15 protein-coding genes are annotated in these 20,271 nt (G+C 32.8%); 5 read left to right on the top strand and 10 right to left on the bottom strand.

The window, feature by feature from the left end:
* Positions 1-15 precede the first annotated feature (15 nt).
* The 6 genes from IWX80_RS09695 to IWX80_RS09670 all read right to left on the bottom strand — a co-directional run bounded on the left by IWX80_RS09695 (position 16) and on the right by IWX80_RS09670 (position 6,188).
* On the bottom strand, positions 16-498 hold the full coding sequence (locus IWX80_RS09695; RefSeq protein WP_196853251.1) for an ABC transporter ATPase: 483 nt from the start codon (positions 496-498) through the stop codon (positions 16-18).
* A 65-nt stretch (positions 499-563) separates the two neighbouring features.
* Complete coding sequence (locus IWX80_RS09690; protein ID WP_196853250.1) at positions 564-1,355, bottom strand: (Fe-S)-binding protein; 792 nt, start codon at positions 1,353-1,355, stop codon at positions 564-566.
* 96 nt (positions 1,356-1,451) lie between these two features.
* Entirely contained in the window at positions 1,452-2,783 is a 1,332-nt protein-coding gene (locus tag IWX80_RS09685; RefSeq protein WP_196853249.1) for a 4Fe-4S dicluster domain-containing protein, read from the bottom strand.
* Between the two features lie 5 nt (positions 2,784-2,788).
* The gene (locus IWX80_RS09680; protein WP_113635661.1) at positions 2,789-3,754 is read right to left on the bottom strand and encodes an MlaD family protein; all 966 of its coding nucleotides are present in this window, start codon (positions 3,752-3,754) and stop codon (positions 2,789-2,791) included.
* A gap of 50 nt (positions 3,755-3,804) precedes the next feature.
* Positions 3,805-4,974 (bottom strand): N-acetylmuramoyl-L-alanine amidase family protein, encoded by a 1,170-nt coding sequence (locus IWX80_RS09675; RefSeq protein ID WP_196853248.1) that lies wholly within the window; start codon positions 4,972-4,974, stop codon positions 3,805-3,807.
* Between the two features lie 47 nt (positions 4,975-5,021).
* On the bottom strand, positions 5,022-6,188 hold the full coding sequence (locus tag IWX80_RS09670; protein WP_196853247.1) for an N-acetylmuramoyl-L-alanine amidase family protein: 1,167 nt from the start codon (positions 6,186-6,188) through the stop codon (positions 5,022-5,024).
* A gap of 83 nt (positions 6,189-6,271) precedes the next feature.
* On the opposite strand from IWX80_RS09670, the gene IWX80_RS09665 reads away from it, so the two are divergent.
* On the top strand, positions 6,272-9,022 hold the full coding sequence (locus IWX80_RS09665) for a putative LPS assembly protein LptD (RefSeq protein ID WP_196853246.1): 2,751 nt from the start codon (positions 6,272-6,274) through the stop codon (positions 9,020-9,022).
* 63 nt (positions 9,023-9,085) lie between these two features.
* The gene (locus IWX80_RS09660) at positions 9,086-9,466 is read left to right on the top strand and encodes a RidA family protein (protein ID WP_113635653.1); all 381 of its coding nucleotides are present in this window, start codon (positions 9,086-9,088) and stop codon (positions 9,464-9,466) included.
* Positions 9,467-9,613: 147 nt separating this feature from the next.
* On the opposite strand, the gene IWX80_RS09655 is transcribed toward IWX80_RS09660, so the two are convergent.
* From IWX80_RS09655 to IWX80_RS09640, 4 genes are all read right to left on the bottom strand, one after another.
* Entirely contained in the window at positions 9,614-10,465 is an 852-nt protein-coding gene (locus IWX80_RS09655) for an N-acetylglucosamine kinase (protein WP_196853245.1), read from the bottom strand.
* A gap of 132 nt (positions 10,466-10,597) precedes the next feature.
* Complete coding sequence (gap, locus tag IWX80_RS09650; protein WP_113635650.1) at positions 10,598-11,602, bottom strand: type I glyceraldehyde-3-phosphate dehydrogenase; 1,005 nt, start codon at positions 11,600-11,602, stop codon at positions 10,598-10,600.
* A gap of 75 nt (positions 11,603-11,677) precedes the next feature.
* Complete coding sequence (pfkA, locus tag IWX80_RS09645) at positions 11,678-12,664, bottom strand: 6-phosphofructokinase (RefSeq protein ID WP_113635648.1); 987 nt, start codon at positions 12,662-12,664, stop codon at positions 11,678-11,680.
* Positions 12,665-13,046: 382 nt separating this feature from the next.
* Positions 13,047-17,453, bottom strand: a complete 4,407-nt coding sequence (locus IWX80_RS09640) for a translocation/assembly module TamB domain-containing protein (protein ID WP_196853294.1) — start codon at positions 17,451-17,453, stop codon at positions 13,047-13,049.
* 230 nt (positions 17,454-17,683) lie between these two features.
* On the opposite strand from IWX80_RS09640, the gene tsaD reads away from it, so the two are divergent.
* The 3 genes from tsaD to IWX80_RS09625 are packed head-to-tail and all read left to right on the top strand — an operon-like array spanning position 17,684 to position 20,067.
* Complete coding sequence (gene tsaD / locus IWX80_RS09635; RefSeq protein ID WP_196853244.1) at positions 17,684-18,706, top strand: tRNA (adenosine(37)-N6)-threonylcarbamoyltransferase complex transferase subunit TsaD; 1,023 nt, start codon at positions 17,684-17,686, stop codon at positions 18,704-18,706.
* A 3-nt stretch (positions 18,707-18,709) separates the two neighbouring features.
* Positions 18,710-19,417: a 16S rRNA (uracil(1498)-N(3))-methyltransferase gene (locus IWX80_RS09630; RefSeq protein WP_196853243.1), complete on the top strand. Its 708-nt coding sequence runs from the start codon at positions 18,710-18,712 to the stop codon at positions 19,415-19,417.
* Between the two features lie 11 nt (positions 19,418-19,428).
* On the top strand, positions 19,429-20,067 hold the full coding sequence (locus tag IWX80_RS09625) for a DUF4159 domain-containing protein (RefSeq protein WP_196853242.1): 639 nt from the start codon (positions 19,429-19,431) through the stop codon (positions 20,065-20,067).
* Positions 20,068-20,271: the final 204 nt, after the last annotated feature.

Here is a 20,271-nt window from a genome sequence, read left to right as displayed (position 1 = left end):
TGAACTATTTTTTGTTTAAAAAAACCTACTGTGCCAGCTATCAATGGCTGGAACTTCCCAGGATTCATTGTATTCTTCTATATTATTAACCAGATTATTGAAAACAATTGTGTTCTCAGTAACGGCTTTATCTTTAACCATCTTCTTAAAATCAATCAATGGCTTGTGGGCAATATGCTCTCCAAGTTTGAAAGTAACATTCATTTTATCCAATAAATCAACGTTGTATTTTTGTTCTAAACTTTGAATAAATTCAACAGAGGAATCAATAGAACATCCTGTTGCGGGCTGAACATCTTGATTTACTGCAATAATAATGAAGCGATTGTATTTTAATTCATACGATGATTCTAAACTGGTGCCATGCGCAGCCCAACCTTCTAAGAAGAATTGCAAAGCAGTTTCTATTTCAGAAAATTCCGCATCCGAAAACTTTCTGTTCGATTGATAAATCCAAATTCTGGATTCTTCGGGTAAATTTTCAAATGGAACGTACATCTTATTTATGAATTATGAGTTATGAATTTTGATTAAGATAATCAAAATTTGTAATTTTAAGTGATTTATAAATCCTGAGCATTCGCTATCAATTCCGCAATGTCCATAACTTTTACTTCGCCTTCCTTTTCTTTGTTTTTAATCCCATCTGTCATCATGGTATTACAAAAAGGACAACCAGCAGCAATTATTTCCGGTTTTGTTTCTAATGCGTCTTCAGTTCTTTCAACGTTGACTTCCTTATTTCCTGGTTCAGCATCTTTAAACATTTGGGCACCACCAGCACCACAACATAAACCATTTGCTTTCGAACGCTTCATTTCAACTAATTCAGCATCCAATTTAAGAATCAAATCTCTTGGTGCTTCATATACATTATTGGCTCTTCCTAAATAGCAAGGATCGTGAAAAGTAATTCTTTTTCCTTTGAATTGCCCACCTTCAATAGTCAATCTTCCATCATCTAACAATGATTTCAAGAATTCCGTATGGTGAACCACTTCATATTTTCCTCCTAATTCCGGATATTCGTTTTTTAGCGTATTAAAACAATGCGGACAAGCAGTGACAATTTTTTTAGCTTCATAAGCATTCAAAACCTCAATATTCATCATCGCTTGCATTTGGAACAAAAACTCATTCCCAGCTCTTTTCGCGGGATCACCGGTACAACTTTCTTCAGTACCCAAAACCGCAAAAGGAACATTGGCACGATTTAAAATTCGCACAAATGCCTTAGTTATTTTCTTTGCTCTATCGTCAAAACTTCCTGCACAACCAACCCAAAATAAAACTTCTGGTTGTTTCCCTTGAGCTAACATTTCGGCCATAGTTGGCACTATTAAATTCTCTGACATACTATTTGTGATTCGGTTATTCGTTGATTTGATTATTCAAGTAAACGGAAAATTATTTTTTGATTATTTGATATGAACTCTAAACAAATAAAACTATTATTCGTTTTTCCAATTCAATCTATCTTGCTGATTGTACTGCCAAGGCGCTCCATTATTTTCTATATTGGTCATCATCGCATTCAAAGGCATTGGAGCCGCACTTTGTTCCATAACTAGGTAGCGACGCATATCCATAATAATTGAAAGCGGGCTAATATTTACCGGACATTCCTCTACACATGCATTACAAGATGTACAAGCCCAGAGCTCCTCTGTTGTAATGTAGTCGTTTAATAAAGTTTTGTTATCGGGAATAAAAATACCTTTATTGGCATCAATATTTCTTCCTACTTCTTCCATTCTGTCTCTGGTATCCATCATAATCTTACGTGGAGACAATTTCTTTCCTGTTATATTCGCTGGACAAGATGAAGTACAACGACCACACTCTGTACAAGTATAAGCGTTCAATAATTGTACCCAATTTAAATCTTGAATATCACTTGCGCCAAATTTACTTGGAACTGAATTTTCATCCACTGGAGCTGCCGCAAAAGGATCAGCGTTAGGATCCATCATTAACTTCACTTCTTTAGTAACTGATTCTAAATTATCAAATTGTCCTTGTGGATTAAGATTTGCAAAATAGGTGTTTGGGAAAGCTAACAGTATGTGTAAGTGCTTTGAAAAATAAAGGTAGTTCATGAAAATTAAAATACCCACAATGTGCAACCACCAGAATATCTCAGAAAGCAACATTACCAATTCATTTGACATTCCATTAAAAATAGGTTCAATAAATTGACTTATTGGAAAAGAACCTGCTTTTATAAAATGTGAAAAACCACCAGGAACATTTTGCAAATGCAAATCAGATGCATTCATCAGCAAAAATAATGTCATTAGAACCACCTCGAAATACAAGATGTAATTCGCGTCACTTTTAGGCCATCCTTTCAAGTCTGAACTTACAAATCGTTTCAGTTTGATTGCGTTTCTTCTAATCCAAAAAGCAAAAACAGCTACTAAAACTAAAAAAGCCAAAATTTCGAAAGAAGCAATCAGTACATCATACGTTGTTCCTAAAAAAGCAAAAACACGATGCGTACCAAAAAGCCCATCAATTATAATCTCTAATAATTCAATGTTGATGATTACAAAACCTACGTAGACAATAATATGAAGTATTCCAGCTATAGGTCGTTTTACCATCTTTGATTGACCAAGTGCAATCATGGCCATATTAGTCCAACGCGCTTTAGGATTATCTGAACGATTTACATCAGTTCCAAGATTGATATTCCGTCTAATTTTTTTAACACTGTTGAAAAAATATCCAAAACCAATAACCAATAGAATGGCAAATAAAATATTGTCTAAATAGCTCATAATTGCTAATTTTTTACATTAGGTATAGAATCGTTCGTAGGACCAACATAAGGTTTGTTTTTCTTTCCAAAAACAGAGATATTCACATATCGTGTTGGATAGAGTCTAATATCCTGCAATAGTAATTCTAATTCTTTTGTAGAACTTTTAATGTTTTGGTAAAAAGCTTCGTCATTTAATAATTTCCCCATAGAACCTTTACCTGATTCCAAACCGCTCATGATACCATCAACTCTTGCTAAAGTTGCATTCAAATTACGGGCAGTTTTACCTAAATCAGCTTTATTAAGAGAATCAGAAATTTTAGAGAAATTTCCAGATATTTTATTGAAATTGGTTACCACTCCATTTATTTGAGTTTTATTAGTGTCCAATAAATCATTAACATTCATAGAAACTTTGTGAAACTGTTCAATAGTCTTACTCAATTCAGCTAAGGTAAGCTTTAAATCTTGCTGTCCTTTTTGATCCAAAACGTTATTAAGACCTGAAATTAATTTTTCAGTACTTCCCAATAACTTTTCTAGTTTTTCTTGAAGAGGTGCTAATTGGTCTCCTACTTTATCAGTAAGTCCCATTTTTACTCCACCTTGCAACTTCTGACCATCAACAGCTAATGTTTTGTCATTAAAATTTGGAATAATAGCAATTTGTTTTCCTCCAATAAATCCTGGCTCATAAATAGAAGCAACACTGGAACTGGAAATTGGAAAATCAGTTTTTAATTGTAATTCCACTAATAATACACCTGTATTTTCATTTATGGTGATGCTGCTAACTTTACCTACAACTAAACCGTTTAGGGTTACTGGTGCTGATGTAGCTAAACCTTCTACACTTTTATATTCTACAAAAAAAGTTTTGTAATTGGTAAATAGGTCTCTTCCTTTTAAAAAACTGTAGCCCCAAATAAATAATAAAATCGACGCTATTACTAGAATGGCAGTTTTAATTTCTCTTGTTATTTTCAAAATTTAAGTATTTTTTACAAATTTAATATAAATTATTTGACTTGTTGTAATTATTTCAGCGCTTCTTCAACACTAATATTTTTTCCATCCCTAAATGCTATAATATACGCTGAAGAATACCCTTTGGATTTAACTTCTTTCAAATCCTGTTTCGCAACATTATAATCCGTTGTTGCACCGTAAGCATATTTATAAAAGGAACCGTTGTTTGTTCTCACGCTGACATTTTTTAAACCTTTAAAATTAGAAGGAATTAATTCGATATTTTTATTTCCGGCTGCAAATTGAACTTTAAAAACCACATCAGAATTTTGTGTTCTTGTTTCGTTCTTTTTCGAAACTGATTTTTCAATATTTAGTTTTGATTTTGTGCGCTTTAAACTATTTTTTATACTGTTTTCCGTTATTTTTTTAGAGGTAATATCCTGATAACTATTGTCGGATTGTATTCCAAAATATTCTTTTTTGTATGCGATAATTGCTGTAGCAATTGCCTGTGCCATCTTGTTTTGTCCCACATCTGAATTTAGAAAAACGCCTTCCTCGTTATTGGATAAAAAGCCTAATTCAATCAATACACTGGGCATGTAAGCTGCATCCAAAACCCATAAAGGAGTCTGTTTTATTCCTCTTGATTTTCGATGTACTTTATTTTTAAAATTATTTTCAATTTTTGAAGCTAGATTTATACTTCGGTCTAAATAATCTTCTTGCAGAATTTTCAACCCTATTAATGTTTCGGGATTTTTGGGGTCAAATCCTTTATAGGTTTGCTTGTAATCTTTCTCCAATAATATAACTGAGTTTTCTTGTTTTGCGATTTCCAAGTTGCCTTTGCTCCTTGCCAAACCCATTACAAAAGTTTCTGTACCAAAAGGAACTGGATTTTTGACAGAATTACAGTGTATGGAAATAAATAAATTAGCATCAAGACTGTTCGCTTTTTTTGGTCGGTCCTTTAATTCTATAAAAACATCTGATTTTCTGGTATGGATGACTTGAATTCCACCCTCTTTTTCAAGGAGCTTTTCCAGTTTCAATGTAGTTTTAAGTGCAATTTCTTTTTCAACAAAACCATGATAGGAATTACCGGGATCTTTACCGCCGTGACCCGCATCTAAGATTACAATAAACTTAGTTTTAGACTGAGGAAAGATATTTACTGCGAAAAATAAAAACAGTAGTATGAAAACTATTTTAGTTTGTTTGAGAATATTCAAAATATAAGTAGGTGTGTTTTCCGATTATAACATAAAAGTAACTGTTATTATTTTAAAGCATCCTGAACGTTGATTTTTTCTCCGTTTTTGAAAGCGATCAAAAACGCAGTGTTGTAACCTTTATCTTTTGCTTCGCTTAATTGCTTTTTTGCTTCTTCATAATCAGCAGTTTCTCCATACATATATTTGTAAACTCTATTTTCATAGGCTACAGAAATATTTTTTAGACCATTAAAATTTCTAGGAATCAATTCCAGTCTTTTAATGCTCGCCGAAAGTTGCACTTTGAATATTGGTTTAGAATTATCAACCACCTTTTTAGTTTGTGTCGGCTCCACCGTTTGAGACATTGTTTTTGGTTTTGCTGGAGTAACCGTATCTCTTATTGGTTTTTCATTAATTTTTTGCGAAGGTCTTTCTTCAAAAATTTCCATTTCGCCACTACCATAATATTCTTTTTTATAACTAATTATCGCATCAGCAATAGCTTTGGCAATTTCATCCTGTCCTTCTTCAGAATTTAATTTATTTCCTTCTGTAGTATTAGAGATGAAACCCATTTCTATTAGTACCCTTGGCATATATGCCTTGTGAAGTACCATAAAAGGAGCTTGTTTTACACCGCCACCTCTAATTTTTTTACCTAAATCCTCAAAAGCATCTTCTACTTTACTTGCCAGAGAAATACTGTTATCTAAGTATTCCTCTTGCATCAAAGTCATTCCAATCATCGTTTCGGGAGAGTTGGGATCAAATCCTTCATATTTTTGTTTGTAATCTTTCTCTAATGTAATTACGGAGTTCTCTTTTTTGGCGGCTTCTAAGTTTGATGCCACTTTACTTAAACCCATTACATAAGTTTCGGTACCATCAGCAGCAGTGTTTCTGTTAGCGTTACAATGAATGGAAACAAAAATATTGGCATTAAATCTATTGGCAATATTAGCTCTTTCAATCAAATCAATAAATACATCTGTTTTTCGGGTGTAATTTACCTCCATTTGTGGAGTAGCAGCTAGTATTTTTCCAACTTTTAAAACTACTGCCAAAGCAATGTTTTTTTCAACTCGACCTTCATAAACAGCACCAAAATCATGCGCTCCATGACCTGCATCTAAAGTCACCTTAAAATTATTGGATTGACTATACCCGATTACCGAAAATATTATCAAAATAAAAGTTAATATTCTTTTAATTTTATATGTTTTGCGCATAAAGCTATAAGTTAATTTAATTAAAACACTACAGTTATAAATTTATTTATTTGACTATTTTTGACAAAAAATAATATGTAAGTTTGACATGTCAAAAAACAGGCCATAATTTTACAAAAATAGCATTTAAACCTTTGTATACAAACTTATTTAATATCGTTTTATTATCAATTTTCCTGTCACTTGGGTCCGGTAAATTATATTCTCAAGATATCCCTAAAAAAAAGACGGCTATATCCCCTACTAGACAAATAGATAGCACCAAAAAAAGTGTCAACCAAAGTAAAGCTCCTGTTTTAGCTGTTGAAAAAGTTGCCGATACAATCAAAATCGACAGTATCAAACCTAAAAAAGCATTCCTAGACGGGAAAGTGAGATACAAAGCAGATAAATATGCTAAAATTGATCAGAAGAAAAAAATTATAACTCTTTATGACCAGGCGGAATTATACTATCAGGACGTTGAACTGAAGTCGGGAATAATTGTTATGGATTATGAAAAAAATGAAGTTTATGCCGGACGTATCAAAGATTCAACGGGCACTTACACTCAATATCCAAATTTCAAACAAGGCGCTAACGTTATTGAACCTGATTCTATTCGGTTTAACTTTAAAACAAAAAAAGCTTTAATTTGGAATTCAAGGTCTGACCAAGGAGAATTTAAAATAAAAGCGGCCATAACCAAAAAAGAGAATGACTCCGTTTATTTTCTAAAAGGAGCCCGATTTACCACTTCGAAAGATGTGGATAATCCCGAATATTATTTCCAAACAAATAAAGTAAAATTTATTCCAGGCAAAAAAGTAGTAACCGGTTTGACCAATATGGTTATTGCAAACGTACCAACTCCAATTGCATTGCCCTTTGCTTTTTTTCCAATGAGCAAAGAAACCAGTATTTCCGGGCTAATTTTACCTAGTTACAATGACTCTAATAATAGAGGATTTTCACTTCAAAATTTAGGATATTATTTTGCGCTCAGCGATAATTATGATTTAACGGTTTTGGGGGATTATTACACTAATGGAAGTTATGGATTGCGTTTTGAATCCAGCTATGCGAAACGATACAATTATAGAGGAAATCTGAACGTACGATTTGAAAATTTAATCACCAGCGAAAGAGGCTATCCGGATTATTTGAAACAAAATATTTATAACATTCAATGGTCACATTCGAAAGACTCGAAATCAAATCCAAATTCCAGCTTTTCAGCCTCTGTGAATTTAGGAAGCAGCAAGTATTTCCAGCAATCCATCAATCAGGTGAATATTGGCTCAAACCTGAATAATACTTTGAGTTCTTCGATATCATATTCAAAAACTTTCACTTCAGTTCCACAGGTAAGAATGTCGCTGACTGCAACACATTCACAAAATACGCAAACCGAAGAAATTAATATGACTTTGCCAACCTTACAGTTAAGTGTTGACCGGATTTATCCGTTTGTGGGGAAAGACGGCGTTAGAAAAGGTTTGCTAAAAAACATTAACTTACAATACAATCTAAACGGAAGAAACAGCATTGTTACCACTGATTCTTTATTCTTCAAACCTCAAATGTTCCGCGATGCAAAAGTTGGTTTTCAACATAGCATTCCATTAAGTACGAATTTTAAATTATTTAAATATTTCAGTGCTTCATCATCTTTGAATTATGAGGAAATTTGGTATACCAAAACAATAGAAAGAAGTTATGATGTTGACCAAAGTAAAGTTGTAGACAAAACCATCAATGGATTTGACGCTTTTAGAACGTATTCATTCTCTTCAAGCGTGGGAACCACTATATATGGGACTTTTAATTTTGGTAATGACAAAAAAATAAAATCTATAAGACACGTCATGAGGCCATCGGCATCGTATGGTTATACCCCAAGTTTCGAAAAATATTATGATACCTACGCATCCGATGCCAGTGGAACAATGAACAAACAATACACCCGCTTTGAAACTGGAATTTATGGTGCTCCGGGATTAAACAATGCTAATACGTTGGGTTTTGATTTGAGTAATACTTTTGAAGCTAAAGTAACTGATAAAGACAGTACCAAAGTGGAGCCTAAAAAAATAATGTTACTTAATAACTTAAATCTTTCTACATCGTATAATCTGGATGCAGACGGAGTAACTTCACTCGCTTTTTCGCCAATACGAGTTAGCGGTGGGACTACTTTACTGGACAATAAAATGAATGTGAATTTTGGTGCAACATTAGATCCGTATGCTATTGATAATTCAGGCAACCGAATTAATGTTTTTAATATTGATAATGGCGGAAGTCTTTTTAGAATGACGAGTTCTAACATGACCTTAAATTACTCCATTTCGAGCCAAGGTAAAGACGATAAAAAAGATAAAAATGTTCAAAGCCAACGAAATGGTGGTCGAGAGGATGATTTATTTGGGACAAATACTGATTTAGGAGACAGCAGAAGAAGCCAATTCGAAGATGAAGAAGAAGAAACTGACGGCGAAGACAAAATTTCTGAATTTTTTAACTCTAAATTACCGTGGGACATGACATTCGCCTATTCATTAACGTACGGGAATAACAACCGAGAGAATCAAATAATTGGGAACTCGATAATGATTTCTGCTAATGCTGACATTACTCCTAAATGGAAAGCGGGTGTGTCTACAGGTTACGATTTTGTTCAAAAAGGGGTTACATTCACACAACTTCGTTTTGAAAGAGATTTGTTAAGTTGGAGAATGGATTTCAACTGGTCACCGTTTGGTACCAATGCCAACTGGGGTTTCTTCATTGGAATAAAATCAGGCGTATTGAGTGACATCAAATGGGATAAAAGAAGTACCATCAACAGATAATTCTATTCCCTATTAAATACTAATTGACACTACGTTTTTTTAACTTTAGACAAGCTTACTTTTATGAAAAAAATTATTTTAACAGAAAATGCTCCGGCTCCAATTGGACCTTATAACCAAGCTGTTCTTAAAGGAAATACACTTTACACTTCAGGTCAAATTGCTATAAATCCAGTGTCAGGAGAATTGATTACGGAAACAATCGAATTAGAGACTGAACAAGTGATGCAAAACATGAAAGCGGTTCTGGAAGCAGCAGAAATGACTTTTGACAACGTTGTAAAAACAACAATCTTCATTATGGACATGAATGATTTTGGAAAAATAAATTCTGTTTACGGTTCTTATTTTAACGAAAAAATTGCTCCAGCTCGCGAAACAGTTCAAGTGGCTTGTTTGCCAAAAAACGTTAATGTAGAAATCTCGATGATTGCAATACTTTAGTTTTCAACAGAAGCATTGATTCAAGTGATATGCATTCCGTTTAGAAACTATTATAGTATAAAATAAAAAATCACTGATAATTTACTTTTAATCTAGTAAATTGTCAGTGATTTTTTTTAGTTCAAATCTGAATTTCTCCAGCTGAAACTATTTATTTGCTATATGGTAAGCAATAAGTCCGTCAATAGGTCTTCTTAAAACATTACCTAATTGCAATTCATATTTATCAAAAGTTTCTTGCAATTCTTCTTTCAAATAAAAAGCAATGGAACCTACAAAATGTACAGGAACTTCTTTGCAGTTTTCATATTGTTTGATATAATTTTTTACAAAAGATTTCATTCCTTTGAAAATAATTTTTCTGCAGAATTCAGTTTCTTTATGCTGAATTAAAAACTTTGCAAAAGTCGCTAAATAAGCATTTGGATTTGGTTCTTTATACAGTTTGCTTTTTATAGCATCTGGATCTAAATCGTATTCTTTTTCAAATTCAACTGCCAGTTCTTTTGGCATTTTATTGAAATAATATTTTCTTATTAATTCTTTTCCAAAAACATTTCCACTACAATCATCCATGGCAATATACCCTAAAGATTGTACTTTTTGGTGTAATTCTTTACCATCAAAATAGCTGCAGTTTGAACCTGTTCCTAAAATAGAAACAATTGCTTTCTCTCCTTTTGGAGTTGTTGCATAAACGGCTGCATACGTATCTTCTTTCACGTCAATAATGGCGTTAGGGAAATACGTTTGAAAAACTTGTGAAAGTGTAATTTTCATTTTATCGGTACCACAACCGGCACCATAAAAGAACAAATGAGTTGCATTTTTTTTATTTTGCAAAATGTCAAAACGATCATTTAAACGTTCAATTATTTCATCTTCATCAAGAACTTCAGGATTCAACCCTAAAGTTTGTGTTGTAAACATTACTTTGCCATTGTCATCTATTGCAATCCAATCAGCTTTTGTAGAACCACTATCAACTATTAATCTCATTTTCTTTTGGTTTTTTGGTTTCGGAGTTAGCTGTTTTCTAATTGCGTTTAACGGAAAACATCTATTTTAAAAAAGTAACAAAAAATAAAATCCCGTTAAAATAAAGATAACGGGATTTGTAAATATAAAGAATTATTTTAAACCTGCAATGTGTACTGATAAATCAATTAATTTGCTAGAATATCCATATTCATTGTCATACCAAGAGATGATTTTGAAAAAAGTAGAATTCAAACCAATTCCAGCGTGAACATCTACAATAGAAGTTCTTGAATCAGAAATAAAATCCTGAGATACAACTAAATCTTCAGTATATCCTAAAATACCTTTCATTGTAGTTTCAGAAGCCTTTTTCAAAACTGCCATAATTTCTTCGTATGAAGTTTCTTTAGCAACTTTTACAGTTAAATCTACTACAGAAACGTCAGCTGTAGGAACACGCATTGACATACCTGTTAATTTTCCGTTCAATGATGGAATAACTTTTCCAACTGCTTTTGCTGCACCAGTTGATGATGGAATAATATTTAGATTTGCTGCACGTCCACCTCTCCAGTCTTTTCTAGAAGGACCATCAGTAGTCATTTGAGTTGAAGTTGTTGCGTGAACAGTAGTCATCAAAGCTTCAACAATTTCAAAATTATCGTGAATAACTTTAGCTAATGGAGCTAAACAGTTTGTCGTACAAGAAGCATTAGAAACAACCATATCAGTAGCTTTAGCTTCAGTGTGGTTAACTCCCATTACAAACATTGGTGCATCAGCAGAAGGAGCAGAAATAATTACTTTTTTAGCACCACCTTTGATATGCTCATTTGCAGTTTCAATAGTTGTAAAGAAACCAGTACATTCAGCAACTACATCAACATCAACTTCATTCCATTTTAAATCTGCTGGATTTCTTTCCGCTGTAATACGGATGTTTTTTCCGTTTACAAAAAGTTGTCCTTCTTTTACTTCAACAGTCCCGTTGAAACGACCATGTACTGAATCATATTTTAATAAGTACGCCAAGTGATCTACATCTAATAAATCGTTGATTGCTACAACTTCTACATTATCTCTATTGAAAGACTCTCTGAATACAATTCTACCAATTCTTCCAAAACCGTTTATTCCTAATTTTACTTTTGACATTTTACTTTAATTTTTTTGTTTATTTTATATTAACTTCATATAAAGTCTAATTTCCTCACAATAAACTTTAACCACTTATGTAGACATGATGTCTGAAACTCTTAATAATTCTCTATCAATTTCTGTTTTGCCTTTGATTGCTTGTTCCAAAGGTGTCAACGAAACTTTATCATTTTGTAATCCAACCATATAATTCGATTTTCCTTCTATCAAAGATTCAACAGCTTTTACACCTAATCTACTGGCTAAAACTCTATCAAAACATGAAGGTGAACCACCACGTTGCATGTGACCCAAAACAGAAACTCTAACATCATATTCTGGTAAATTGGCTTCAACGTAATCTTTCAATTCGAATACATTTTTACCTATTTTATCTCCTTCTGCAATAACTACAATACTTGATGATTTACCCGAAGCTTTACTTTTTTGCAAAGATTCTAATAATCGGTCTAAACCTAAATCTTCTTCTGGGATAAGAATTTCCTCTGCTCCTGCTCCAATACCGGCGTTCAAAGCAATATGACCGGCATCTCTACCCATTACCTCTACAAAGAATAAACGGTTGTGAGAACTCGCAGTATCTCTAATTTTGTCAATTACATCTACTACGGTATTTAGTGCTGTATCGTATCCTAAGGTATGACTGGTTCCAAAAATATCATTATCAATGGTTCCTGGAATTCCCATCACTGGAAAATTAAACTCCGTATTAAACAACAACCCTCCTGTAAAAGTTCCATCACCACCTATTACCACTAAAGCATCAATTCCGGCTTTAGTAAGATTTTCATGTGCTTTCTTTCTTCCTTCTGGAGTTTTGAATTCTAAAGATCGAGCTGATTTTAAAATCGTCCCTCCTTTATTTACAATGTTGTTAACGCTTCGAGGTCCCATTTCCTTGAAGTCTCCTTCAATCATTCCCTGATAACCTCTATAAATTCCTATACATTCTATGTTATGATAAGCACAAGTACGAACAACTGAGCGAATTGCTGCGTTCATTCCTGGTGAGTCTCCTCCCGAGGTTAGAACACCAACTTTTTTTATTGTTTTTGGCATTATTTAAGTATTAAAGTGTAAAATTAGCAAACATAAACCATTTCCAAGTCTGTGTTTTTAATAAATTAGCAAAGCATTGTGAATTCAAACGTTTTCGTTGATAAGTTTTTGGAAAACCCAAATAAATTGAATTTTATTTAACAAAATTGAAAAATAACCAACTTTTATTTAACAATTAACAATTCGTATGTTTTTTCGATACTAAACGAGTCGATATGCTGAATTATTCAATAGCAACAAATCGTTAGGCTTTTTTCTGTTTGGCAAAAAAAAAAAACAACTTGAAATTTTAAGGATGCGATTTTTGGATCACTGCTTAACAGTTTGAGGCGTGACTTTGTTTAAATTTAAAATGGTACTGATAACAAGTAAAAAGTAGTAACTAGTTTTCTTCAGGTATCAAACCTTCCTGATTTTTTTTAATTTTTTCAGTATTCGTTTTCTTTGATTTAGAAAAATTGATATAATCCGGAGATAAATTTGAATCTTGATCTTCTGAAACCGGAGCTGACAAACTCTCAATTTTCAGATTTTTAAATATTTTATTGACAAATTCTTTAAAAGTATCAAAATCTACTTCGTAAGAAACCCCTAAACCTTGCGTGTAACCAATTCCTTGACCAACATAATTGATGTCATTTTCTTTATTAAAAAGACGTAAATTAAGTGTTCCGTCCTCGTTAACTCTATATAAAATTTCAACATCACCTACAATTGCTGATTCATTAATTCCACCAAAAGGAACTCCCAATTTACCATTGATGGTCACTCTTTCATTTATTTTGGATGAAATCGTGGCAACAAATCTTCCATCGGTTTCTTTTCCTATTCGTCTGTCAGCACCAATTAAATTAAGTCCCACTTTGAATTTTTCGTCATCAGACTGAATAATTCCACCTAAGATACTCGAAGCGGTTTCAAATAAACTTCCGGAAAAATCAGACTGATTCACTCCTTCCGGACTCAAAAATCCACCTGAAGAAAGTAAATACAGCGCTTGCGTCTGGCGAACATCTTTGTCGTTTAATTTATATTGAATTTCTGATTTCAAAACATTACTTACAGTTGGAAATTCAATATTAAAATCAGGTTCAGGACTCGTTAAATCGCCTCGAAGACCTATCACTACTTCAACTGGAACTTTGGTATTAAAAGAGGAATTATCCAATAAAACCGCAGGATTTGCCGAAGTTTTATAGATTGCTTCCAGGTTTAATTGCGCCTTCATGGGATTTCCTTCCCATGTGATTGAACCTCCTTTTTTAACTTCAAATTTCTTATCAATAAGCCCACCGTATTTGAAATTATAGGTTCCTTCATACGCCTGGAAATCTCCCCACATATTGAATCTTCCTAAAGTATTAATTTTAAATAATAAGGATCCGAACCCTTTTCCTTTCATTCCGTGACCGGTATTACGATCCAGAATTACTTCTACTTCGGCATCGGGTGTAATATCAAAATCAAACTCTAATTCCAGTCCGTTATAATTTCTGGTGTTTTCGACAATTCCATTTTCAAGATTGTATTTTTCCTTAGCTGTTACAAAATGAATAAAGATATTATCACTAACACTTTCGGCATTATTGATAGGAATTTTTACTGCGGTTCCTTTCTCAGATTTTGCTTCAACTTTTATGAACAAGGAATTAGTAGGTCCCTTAATAGTTGCCATTCCATCAATAAACGCTGTCCCATAATAGGCTGCGTCTTCACTATCCTTAGTATCTAATGCTAATAATCTTTTAGAACTAATGGCTAAATCTAACTTCCAATCCGTAAAATTATTATGTTCAATGCTTCCGTTTAAGTTTCCTATTGTTCCATATTTAGTATCAGTTAGTGTATTGTTTCTGAAGAGAAACTTCTCATCCGTTAAATCAATAATCGTATTATCACTCAAACCATAATCTACATTCAAATACGGTATCGTAATTCCAGCATCATCTAAATACAGACGACCGCTAATATTCGGTTTTTTAAGATTTCCTTCTATCGTCGAGTTTCCTGAAATATACCCTCTAATATTAGATAATACTTCACCGCCAAGGGAGTTTAAAGTTGCAATATTGAATTTATCAAATTTCAATTGCAAATCTAAAATTGTTTCTTTATTAACTATTTCAAAACTTCCATCCGCTTTGAATAAATCTACATTTTCATTTTCTAAATTCGAATTGATGGTAAATTTCCTAAGACTTTCATCGCCTTCAATATCAAAATTCAAGGTTCCTAAATCCGTTTTATTCACGTTCAATTTGTCAATAACAATAGAAGCTGTAGGCTGGTAAACGTCCTTATTCTGCTTGAAGTTCACTTCTCCATTTATATTTCCCTGAACAATAAACTTATCATTGACGGGCGTAATCTGATTTAAATCAACATCCTTAAAACTCAACTTCAGATCCTTAATGGTAGTATCCTTAAAAACCCCAGCTAATGAAATTGATTGGTCTTCATGGGATAATATGATGTTATCAATATCAAAATTTTTGAATGATTTATCAAAAACTATTTGGTTATCAGGCGTTTCATTTTCATTTAAAAACCAAAGATAATCCTTGAATTTAACTTCTGATTTACTGATTCCTACCACATTATTATTGTCTTTATTAATGGTGTGGTATAAATTCAGATTGTAATAATCTTCCGCTTTAGGGCCACCTTTAAATTCAGAACGAAAGAATAACGTATCTTTCATTGTAACATTTATCAGGCTAAAATCGCGTATTTTATAGTATTTCGTCTTTATACTATCTAATTCTATATAAGCATTATACAATGGATTTTTATTATCTACTGAAACTCTAATATTATCAAGTGTATTATTCGCAGCAATAATCTGAGGTGAATTAAAATTGAGTTTAAACTCCTGATTATCGGAGTTTATACTTCCTTTTACAATAGTATTGGCGCCAATTGAAATTTCAGGATAAAATATCTCGATGATCTTATTATAGATGGAAAAATTAAACTTCAAGAACTGTCCTTTTTTGACTTTACTAGGTTTAAAATTCGTGTAAAGACTTCCCAAAGAGTTTTTTACCAAATTTTCTAACTGATTGAATTCGTACTTACCTACAATTTCACCCTGAACAATATCTGGAGAATTTACGGTAATAGTTCTTACTCTGTTGCTGTCAAAAGTTGAATTTATAGCAAAATCATCAAAATTATAAGTGTCTTTTTCATTTTGATAAGACGTTTTATTGATGTAGACATTTCCCTGAAAGTTCTCGATATTATTCCCCGAAGCCTGAACTACAACATCGCCTTTAAACACAGAAACCGAATCTTTCATTAACTTCAACTTATGCAAATCTGCATTTTCAACGTTGATATGAAAATCGTAACGGCTATCTTTTTTACTCAAGTCCAATAATCCGTCGAAATTCATGCTCAAATTTGGGTCATTAACAGAAATCTGACCTTTATAATACGGGCTTTTAAGCGTACCATCGACAACAATATTGGTATAATTATAATTTTTATAATCTATTTGACTAATATCTCCTTTGATAGCCGTATCTAAAAATTTTTGTTTAAAACCTTTTCCATCAACATCAATATTCAAACTAACGCGACCCAAATCTTTTTGATCCAATAAAGTTGCAATGTCAAAATTTTCCAGAATTACATTCCCTATATAAGAAGCTTTGTCAATTACATTTATATTTTGAATTGCCAATTTTGAAGTTACTTTTCCCAATGCAGTGATCATAGAAAAATCAGCATCAACTGCTGTTGTTGAAACATTGGAAATTCCTGATGCAGAAAATCGACCTAACTTTTTTAAAGAAGTAGGTAATTTAGTTCCTAAAATATTCGGGAGTATAACCACCAAATCGTCGTAGCTGGACATTAACTTATCAAACTTAGCGTACATGGAGAATTTCTGACCTTTTTTGGCAAACAGGTTTTTAAAATTAATATCACCGTTGATTCGAGTTTTTCGGTCATCTACTAATTCAAGGTTTTTAAATTTCAAATCATTCAGCGTACCTTTGATACTTGCTTTAGCATAAAAATGCTGGTTTTTACCAATTTCTTTATAAAAATAACGAATATCATTTGAAGCAATTGAAGCCGAATTCAATTGAATATCAAAAAGTACTTTATCAGTGAAATTGGAGAAATCTTCAATTTTATAATTCAATAAAACTGTTCCAACCAAAGTAGATTCCTTAGTTAATAAATCAAGATTTTCAAGCTTTATATTTTTCTTTGAATAGGTAAATTTTGATTTCAAATTTTTAACATACAAACCACGAAAGTCTAAAAATGACATTTTATTTATGTTAGTAGTCACATCTGGTCCAAATATCAAGAAATCAGTTACTGAGGCATTCAGTTTTGTAAAATCTAAGTCTTTTGGATTTTCTCGGTTATAATCCGTAACGATAAAATGTCCATCAAAAATTTGCAGTTTATTTGCTTTAAGCAAAAATTTTCGGCTGGAAGGTTTACCCGTTTCAAAAGCTTTAATGAATTTATCAAGATTTGATTCTTTTTCGTTTTTATACGTTTTCAAATCAAAAAGTAATCCATGCAAATCCAAACCATCAAAAATCAAATCGCCATCAAGTAGTTTTTTACTTTCTAAAATAGTGGTAGCAATTCTTTGTGAATATATTAATGTGTCTTTATGGTGGTCCAGAATCAATACTTTTTTAAATTTCACGCCACCAAAAACCGAAACGGCTACACCATCAATAGCGATATTAGTTCCAAAATCCTTATTAATACTATTAGTAAAATAACGTGCAATTTTCGTCTGGACAATTGGCATAGTAAGCGCAATAGCAAGTACCAACAAAAGCAGGATTAGTCCAAGCAGTAAGCGCAACGCTATTTTTATAACTTTTTTGATACCTATTTACTATTTAATGTTCTAAAATTTGATTTTGCCATTGGAAACGGAGCGCCTTTGATAAAAATTCTTTAATTTTGCCTTCTGACGAAAAAATGTGTTTTTCTTTAATTGACCCGTCAAATGTAATTCAAAATTTGTGCCTTTTTATGCAAAATCCCGAGGTTTTTATTCTTGCCATCGAAAGTTCCTGTGACGATACTGCCGCTGCCATCTTACAAAACGATAAAGTGCTGTCAAATGTTGTAGCAAATCAGCTAATTCATAATCAATACGGTGGCGTGGTTCCTGAGCTTGCCTCTCGTGCGCACCAACAAAATATTGTTCCCGTTGTCGATGCCGCTCTTCGCAAGGCAAATATACAAAAAGAACAACTATCAGCAATTGCTTTCACGCAAGGTCCTGGCCTTATGGGCTCGCTTTTGGTAGGCAGTTCTTTCGCAAAATCATTGGCGCTTGCATTGCAAATTCCATTGATTGCCGTAAACCACATGCAAGCCCATGTTTTGGCTCATTTTATTGATGAAGAAAGTTTTGATAAACCAACCTTTCCCTTTTTGGCGTTGACCATAAGCGGCGGACATACTCAAATCATTAAAGTGGATGATTTTTTTGACATGACCGTAATTGGCGAAACTACGGATGATGCAGTTGGTGAAGCTTTTGACAAAAGCGCAAAAATTTTAGGACTTCCCTATCCAGGCGGCCCTTTGATTGATAAATATGCACAACTGGGAAATCCTAAAGCATTTGCTTTTACCAAACCAAAAGTTCCTGGTTTAGATTTTAGTTTCTCTGGTTTGAAAACTGCAATTTTATATTTTATCCAAAAGAAAAAATTAGAAAATCCAAATTTCGTTGACGAAAACCTCAATGATATTTGCGCTTCTATTCAGCATACTATTATTGAAATTTTGATGGATAAATTGAAATTAGCCGTAAAAGAAACCGGAATAAAACAAATTGCCATTGGCGGAGGCGTTTCTGCCAATTCCGGAATTAGAAATACTTTGAAAGAAGCCGAGAACAAATTTGGATGGAAAACATTTATCCCTAAATTTGAATACACCACTGATAATGCCGCAATGATTGGAATTGTGGGTTATCAAAAATTTTTAACACAATCATTTGAAACTTCTTCAGTAGTTTCTAAAGCAAGAATACAATTCTAAATTATGCAATTATTTTACAATCCAACTATTACGGAATCTACTGCGATTTTTTCTTTTGATAAAGAGGAAAGCAAACACATTATTAAAGTATTGCGTAAAAAAGATACTGACATATTATTTGTCACAAACGGTTTAGGTTTTTTATTTAAAACTGAAATCACATTGGCTTCCGACAGTAAATGCACCGTTAAAATCATTTCTTTCGAAAAAGCTGCTCCTTCAAAATTCAGATTGCATCTGGCTGTAGCGCCAACAAAAATGAATGACCGCTACGAATGGTTTCTGGAGAAAGCCACCGAAATAGGTATACAGGAGATTACACCTATTATTTGCGATCATTCTGAACGTAAAGTAATCAACAACGAGCGCTTTGATAAAATTTTATTGACAGCGATGAAGCAATCTAATGAATTATATCTGCCAAAATTGAATCCCGCTATGACCTTTAAGGAATTTTTAAAACTTAAAAATGAAGATGTAAAACTAATTGCGCATTGTGAAGAAACAGATAAAAAAACACTGAAATCCGTTTTGAAACCAAATAAAAATATTACAATACTGATAGGTCCGGAAGGTGACTTTTCCGAAAAAGAAATTGCTTTGGCTCTTGAAAATAATTTTACTGCCGTTTCATTGGGAAACACCAGATTACGCACAGAAACTGCAGCTATAGTTGCCTGTCACAGCGTAGTATTTGTTAATGAAGAATAACTAATTTTATTATGAGGCAACTATTTTATCTTCTGTTAATCCTTTCAACACCGTTGTTTTCACAAGAAATTGCTTTGGTAAAATACAGTGGCGGGGGCGATTGGTATGCAAATCCAACATCGCTGCCTAACTTGATAAAATATTGCAATACCAATATCAACACCCGAATAAAAGCAAAACCGGCAACTGTTGAACCAGGAAGTCCAGATCTATTTTCATATCCTTATGCACATCTGACTGGCCACGGAAATGTTGTTTTTAATGATGCGGAAGTAAGTAATCTTAAAAATTATTTATTGGCCGGAGGATTTCTACACATTGACGATAATTACGGTATGGACCAATATATAAGAAAAGAAATTAAAAAAGTATTTCCCAATAATGACTTAGTTGAAATCCCAGCAAATCATGCTATTTTCCAAAAACCTTATTCATTTCCTACTGGTTTACCAAAAATACACGAACACGATGGGAAACGGCCACAGGCTTTTGGAATTTTTATAGAAAGTAAACTAGTCCTGCTCTACACCTATGAATGCGATTTAGGAGATGGCTGGGAAGATCCTGAAGTCAATAACGATCCCGTAACAGTACGTGAAAAAGCTTTAAAAATGGGCGCCAACATCATTAGTTACATATTTAATAACTAGCATAATTTATTTCCATCAATCCATTAAAATTCCTTTTTCCATTTTTTTCTATTTTGAAAATCAAATTGCAAGTTTTATTCAAAAATTATGTCTATTTTTTTCTTAACATAAAATTTAGAAAAAATACCTTTTCTTATACTCCTGTTTTTAATAAACTACACTTTTATTGTATACAATTTCAGATGTTTTGTTGATAAAACTGAA

It is taken from the genome of Flavobacterium sp. CAN_S2 (assembly GCF_015752255.1).
Lineage (GTDB): Bacteria > Bacteroidota > Bacteroidia > Flavobacteriales > Flavobacteriaceae > Flavobacterium.
Note: the sequence above shows the minus strand (reverse complement) of the source record. Positions and strands in the feature narration are given on the sequence as shown.

Bases quoted from the DNA above. Each gene is read 5' to 3' on its own strand.
- IWX80_RS09695 (WP_196853251.1), bottom strand. From the start codon at position 498: ATGTACGTTCCATTTGAAAATTTACCCGAAGAATCCAGAATTTGGATT.
- IWX80_RS09690 (WP_196853250.1), bottom strand. From the start codon at position 1,355: ATGTCAGAGAATTTAATAGTGCCAACTATGGCCGAAATGTTAGCTCAA.
- IWX80_RS09685 (WP_196853249.1), bottom strand. From the start codon at position 2,783: ATGAGCTATTTAGACAATATTTTATTTGCCATTCTATTGGTTATTGGT.
- IWX80_RS09670 (WP_196853247.1), bottom strand. From the start codon at position 6,188: ATGCGCAAAACATATAAAATTAAAAGAATATTAACTTTTATTTTGATA.
- IWX80_RS09660 (WP_113635653.1), top strand. From the start codon at position 9,086: ATGAAAAAAATTATTTTAACAGAAAATGCTCCGGCTCCAATTGGACCT.
- IWX80_RS09655 (WP_196853245.1), bottom strand. From the start codon at position 10,465: ATGAGATTAATAGTTGATAGTGGTTCTACAAAAGCTGATTGGATTGCA.
- gap (WP_113635650.1), bottom strand. From the start codon at position 11,602: ATGTCAAAAGTAAAATTAGGAATAAACGGTTTTGGAAGAATTGGTAGA.
- pfkA (WP_113635648.1), bottom strand. From the start codon at position 12,664: ATGCCAAAAACAATAAAAAAAGTTGGTGTTCTAACCTCGGGAGGAGAC.
- IWX80_RS09640 (WP_196853294.1), bottom strand. From the start codon at position 17,453: ATGCCAATTGTCCAGACGAAAATTGCACGTTATTTTACTAATAGTATT.
- tsaD (WP_196853244.1), top strand. From the start codon at position 17,684: ATGCAAAATCCCGAGGTTTTTATTCTTGCCATCGAAAGTTCCTGTGAC.
- IWX80_RS09630 (WP_196853243.1), top strand. From the start codon at position 18,710: ATGCAATTATTTTACAATCCAACTATTACGGAATCTACTGCGATTTTT.
- IWX80_RS09625 (WP_196853242.1), top strand. From the start codon at position 19,429: ATGAGGCAACTATTTTATCTTCTGTTAATCCTTTCAACACCGTTGTTT.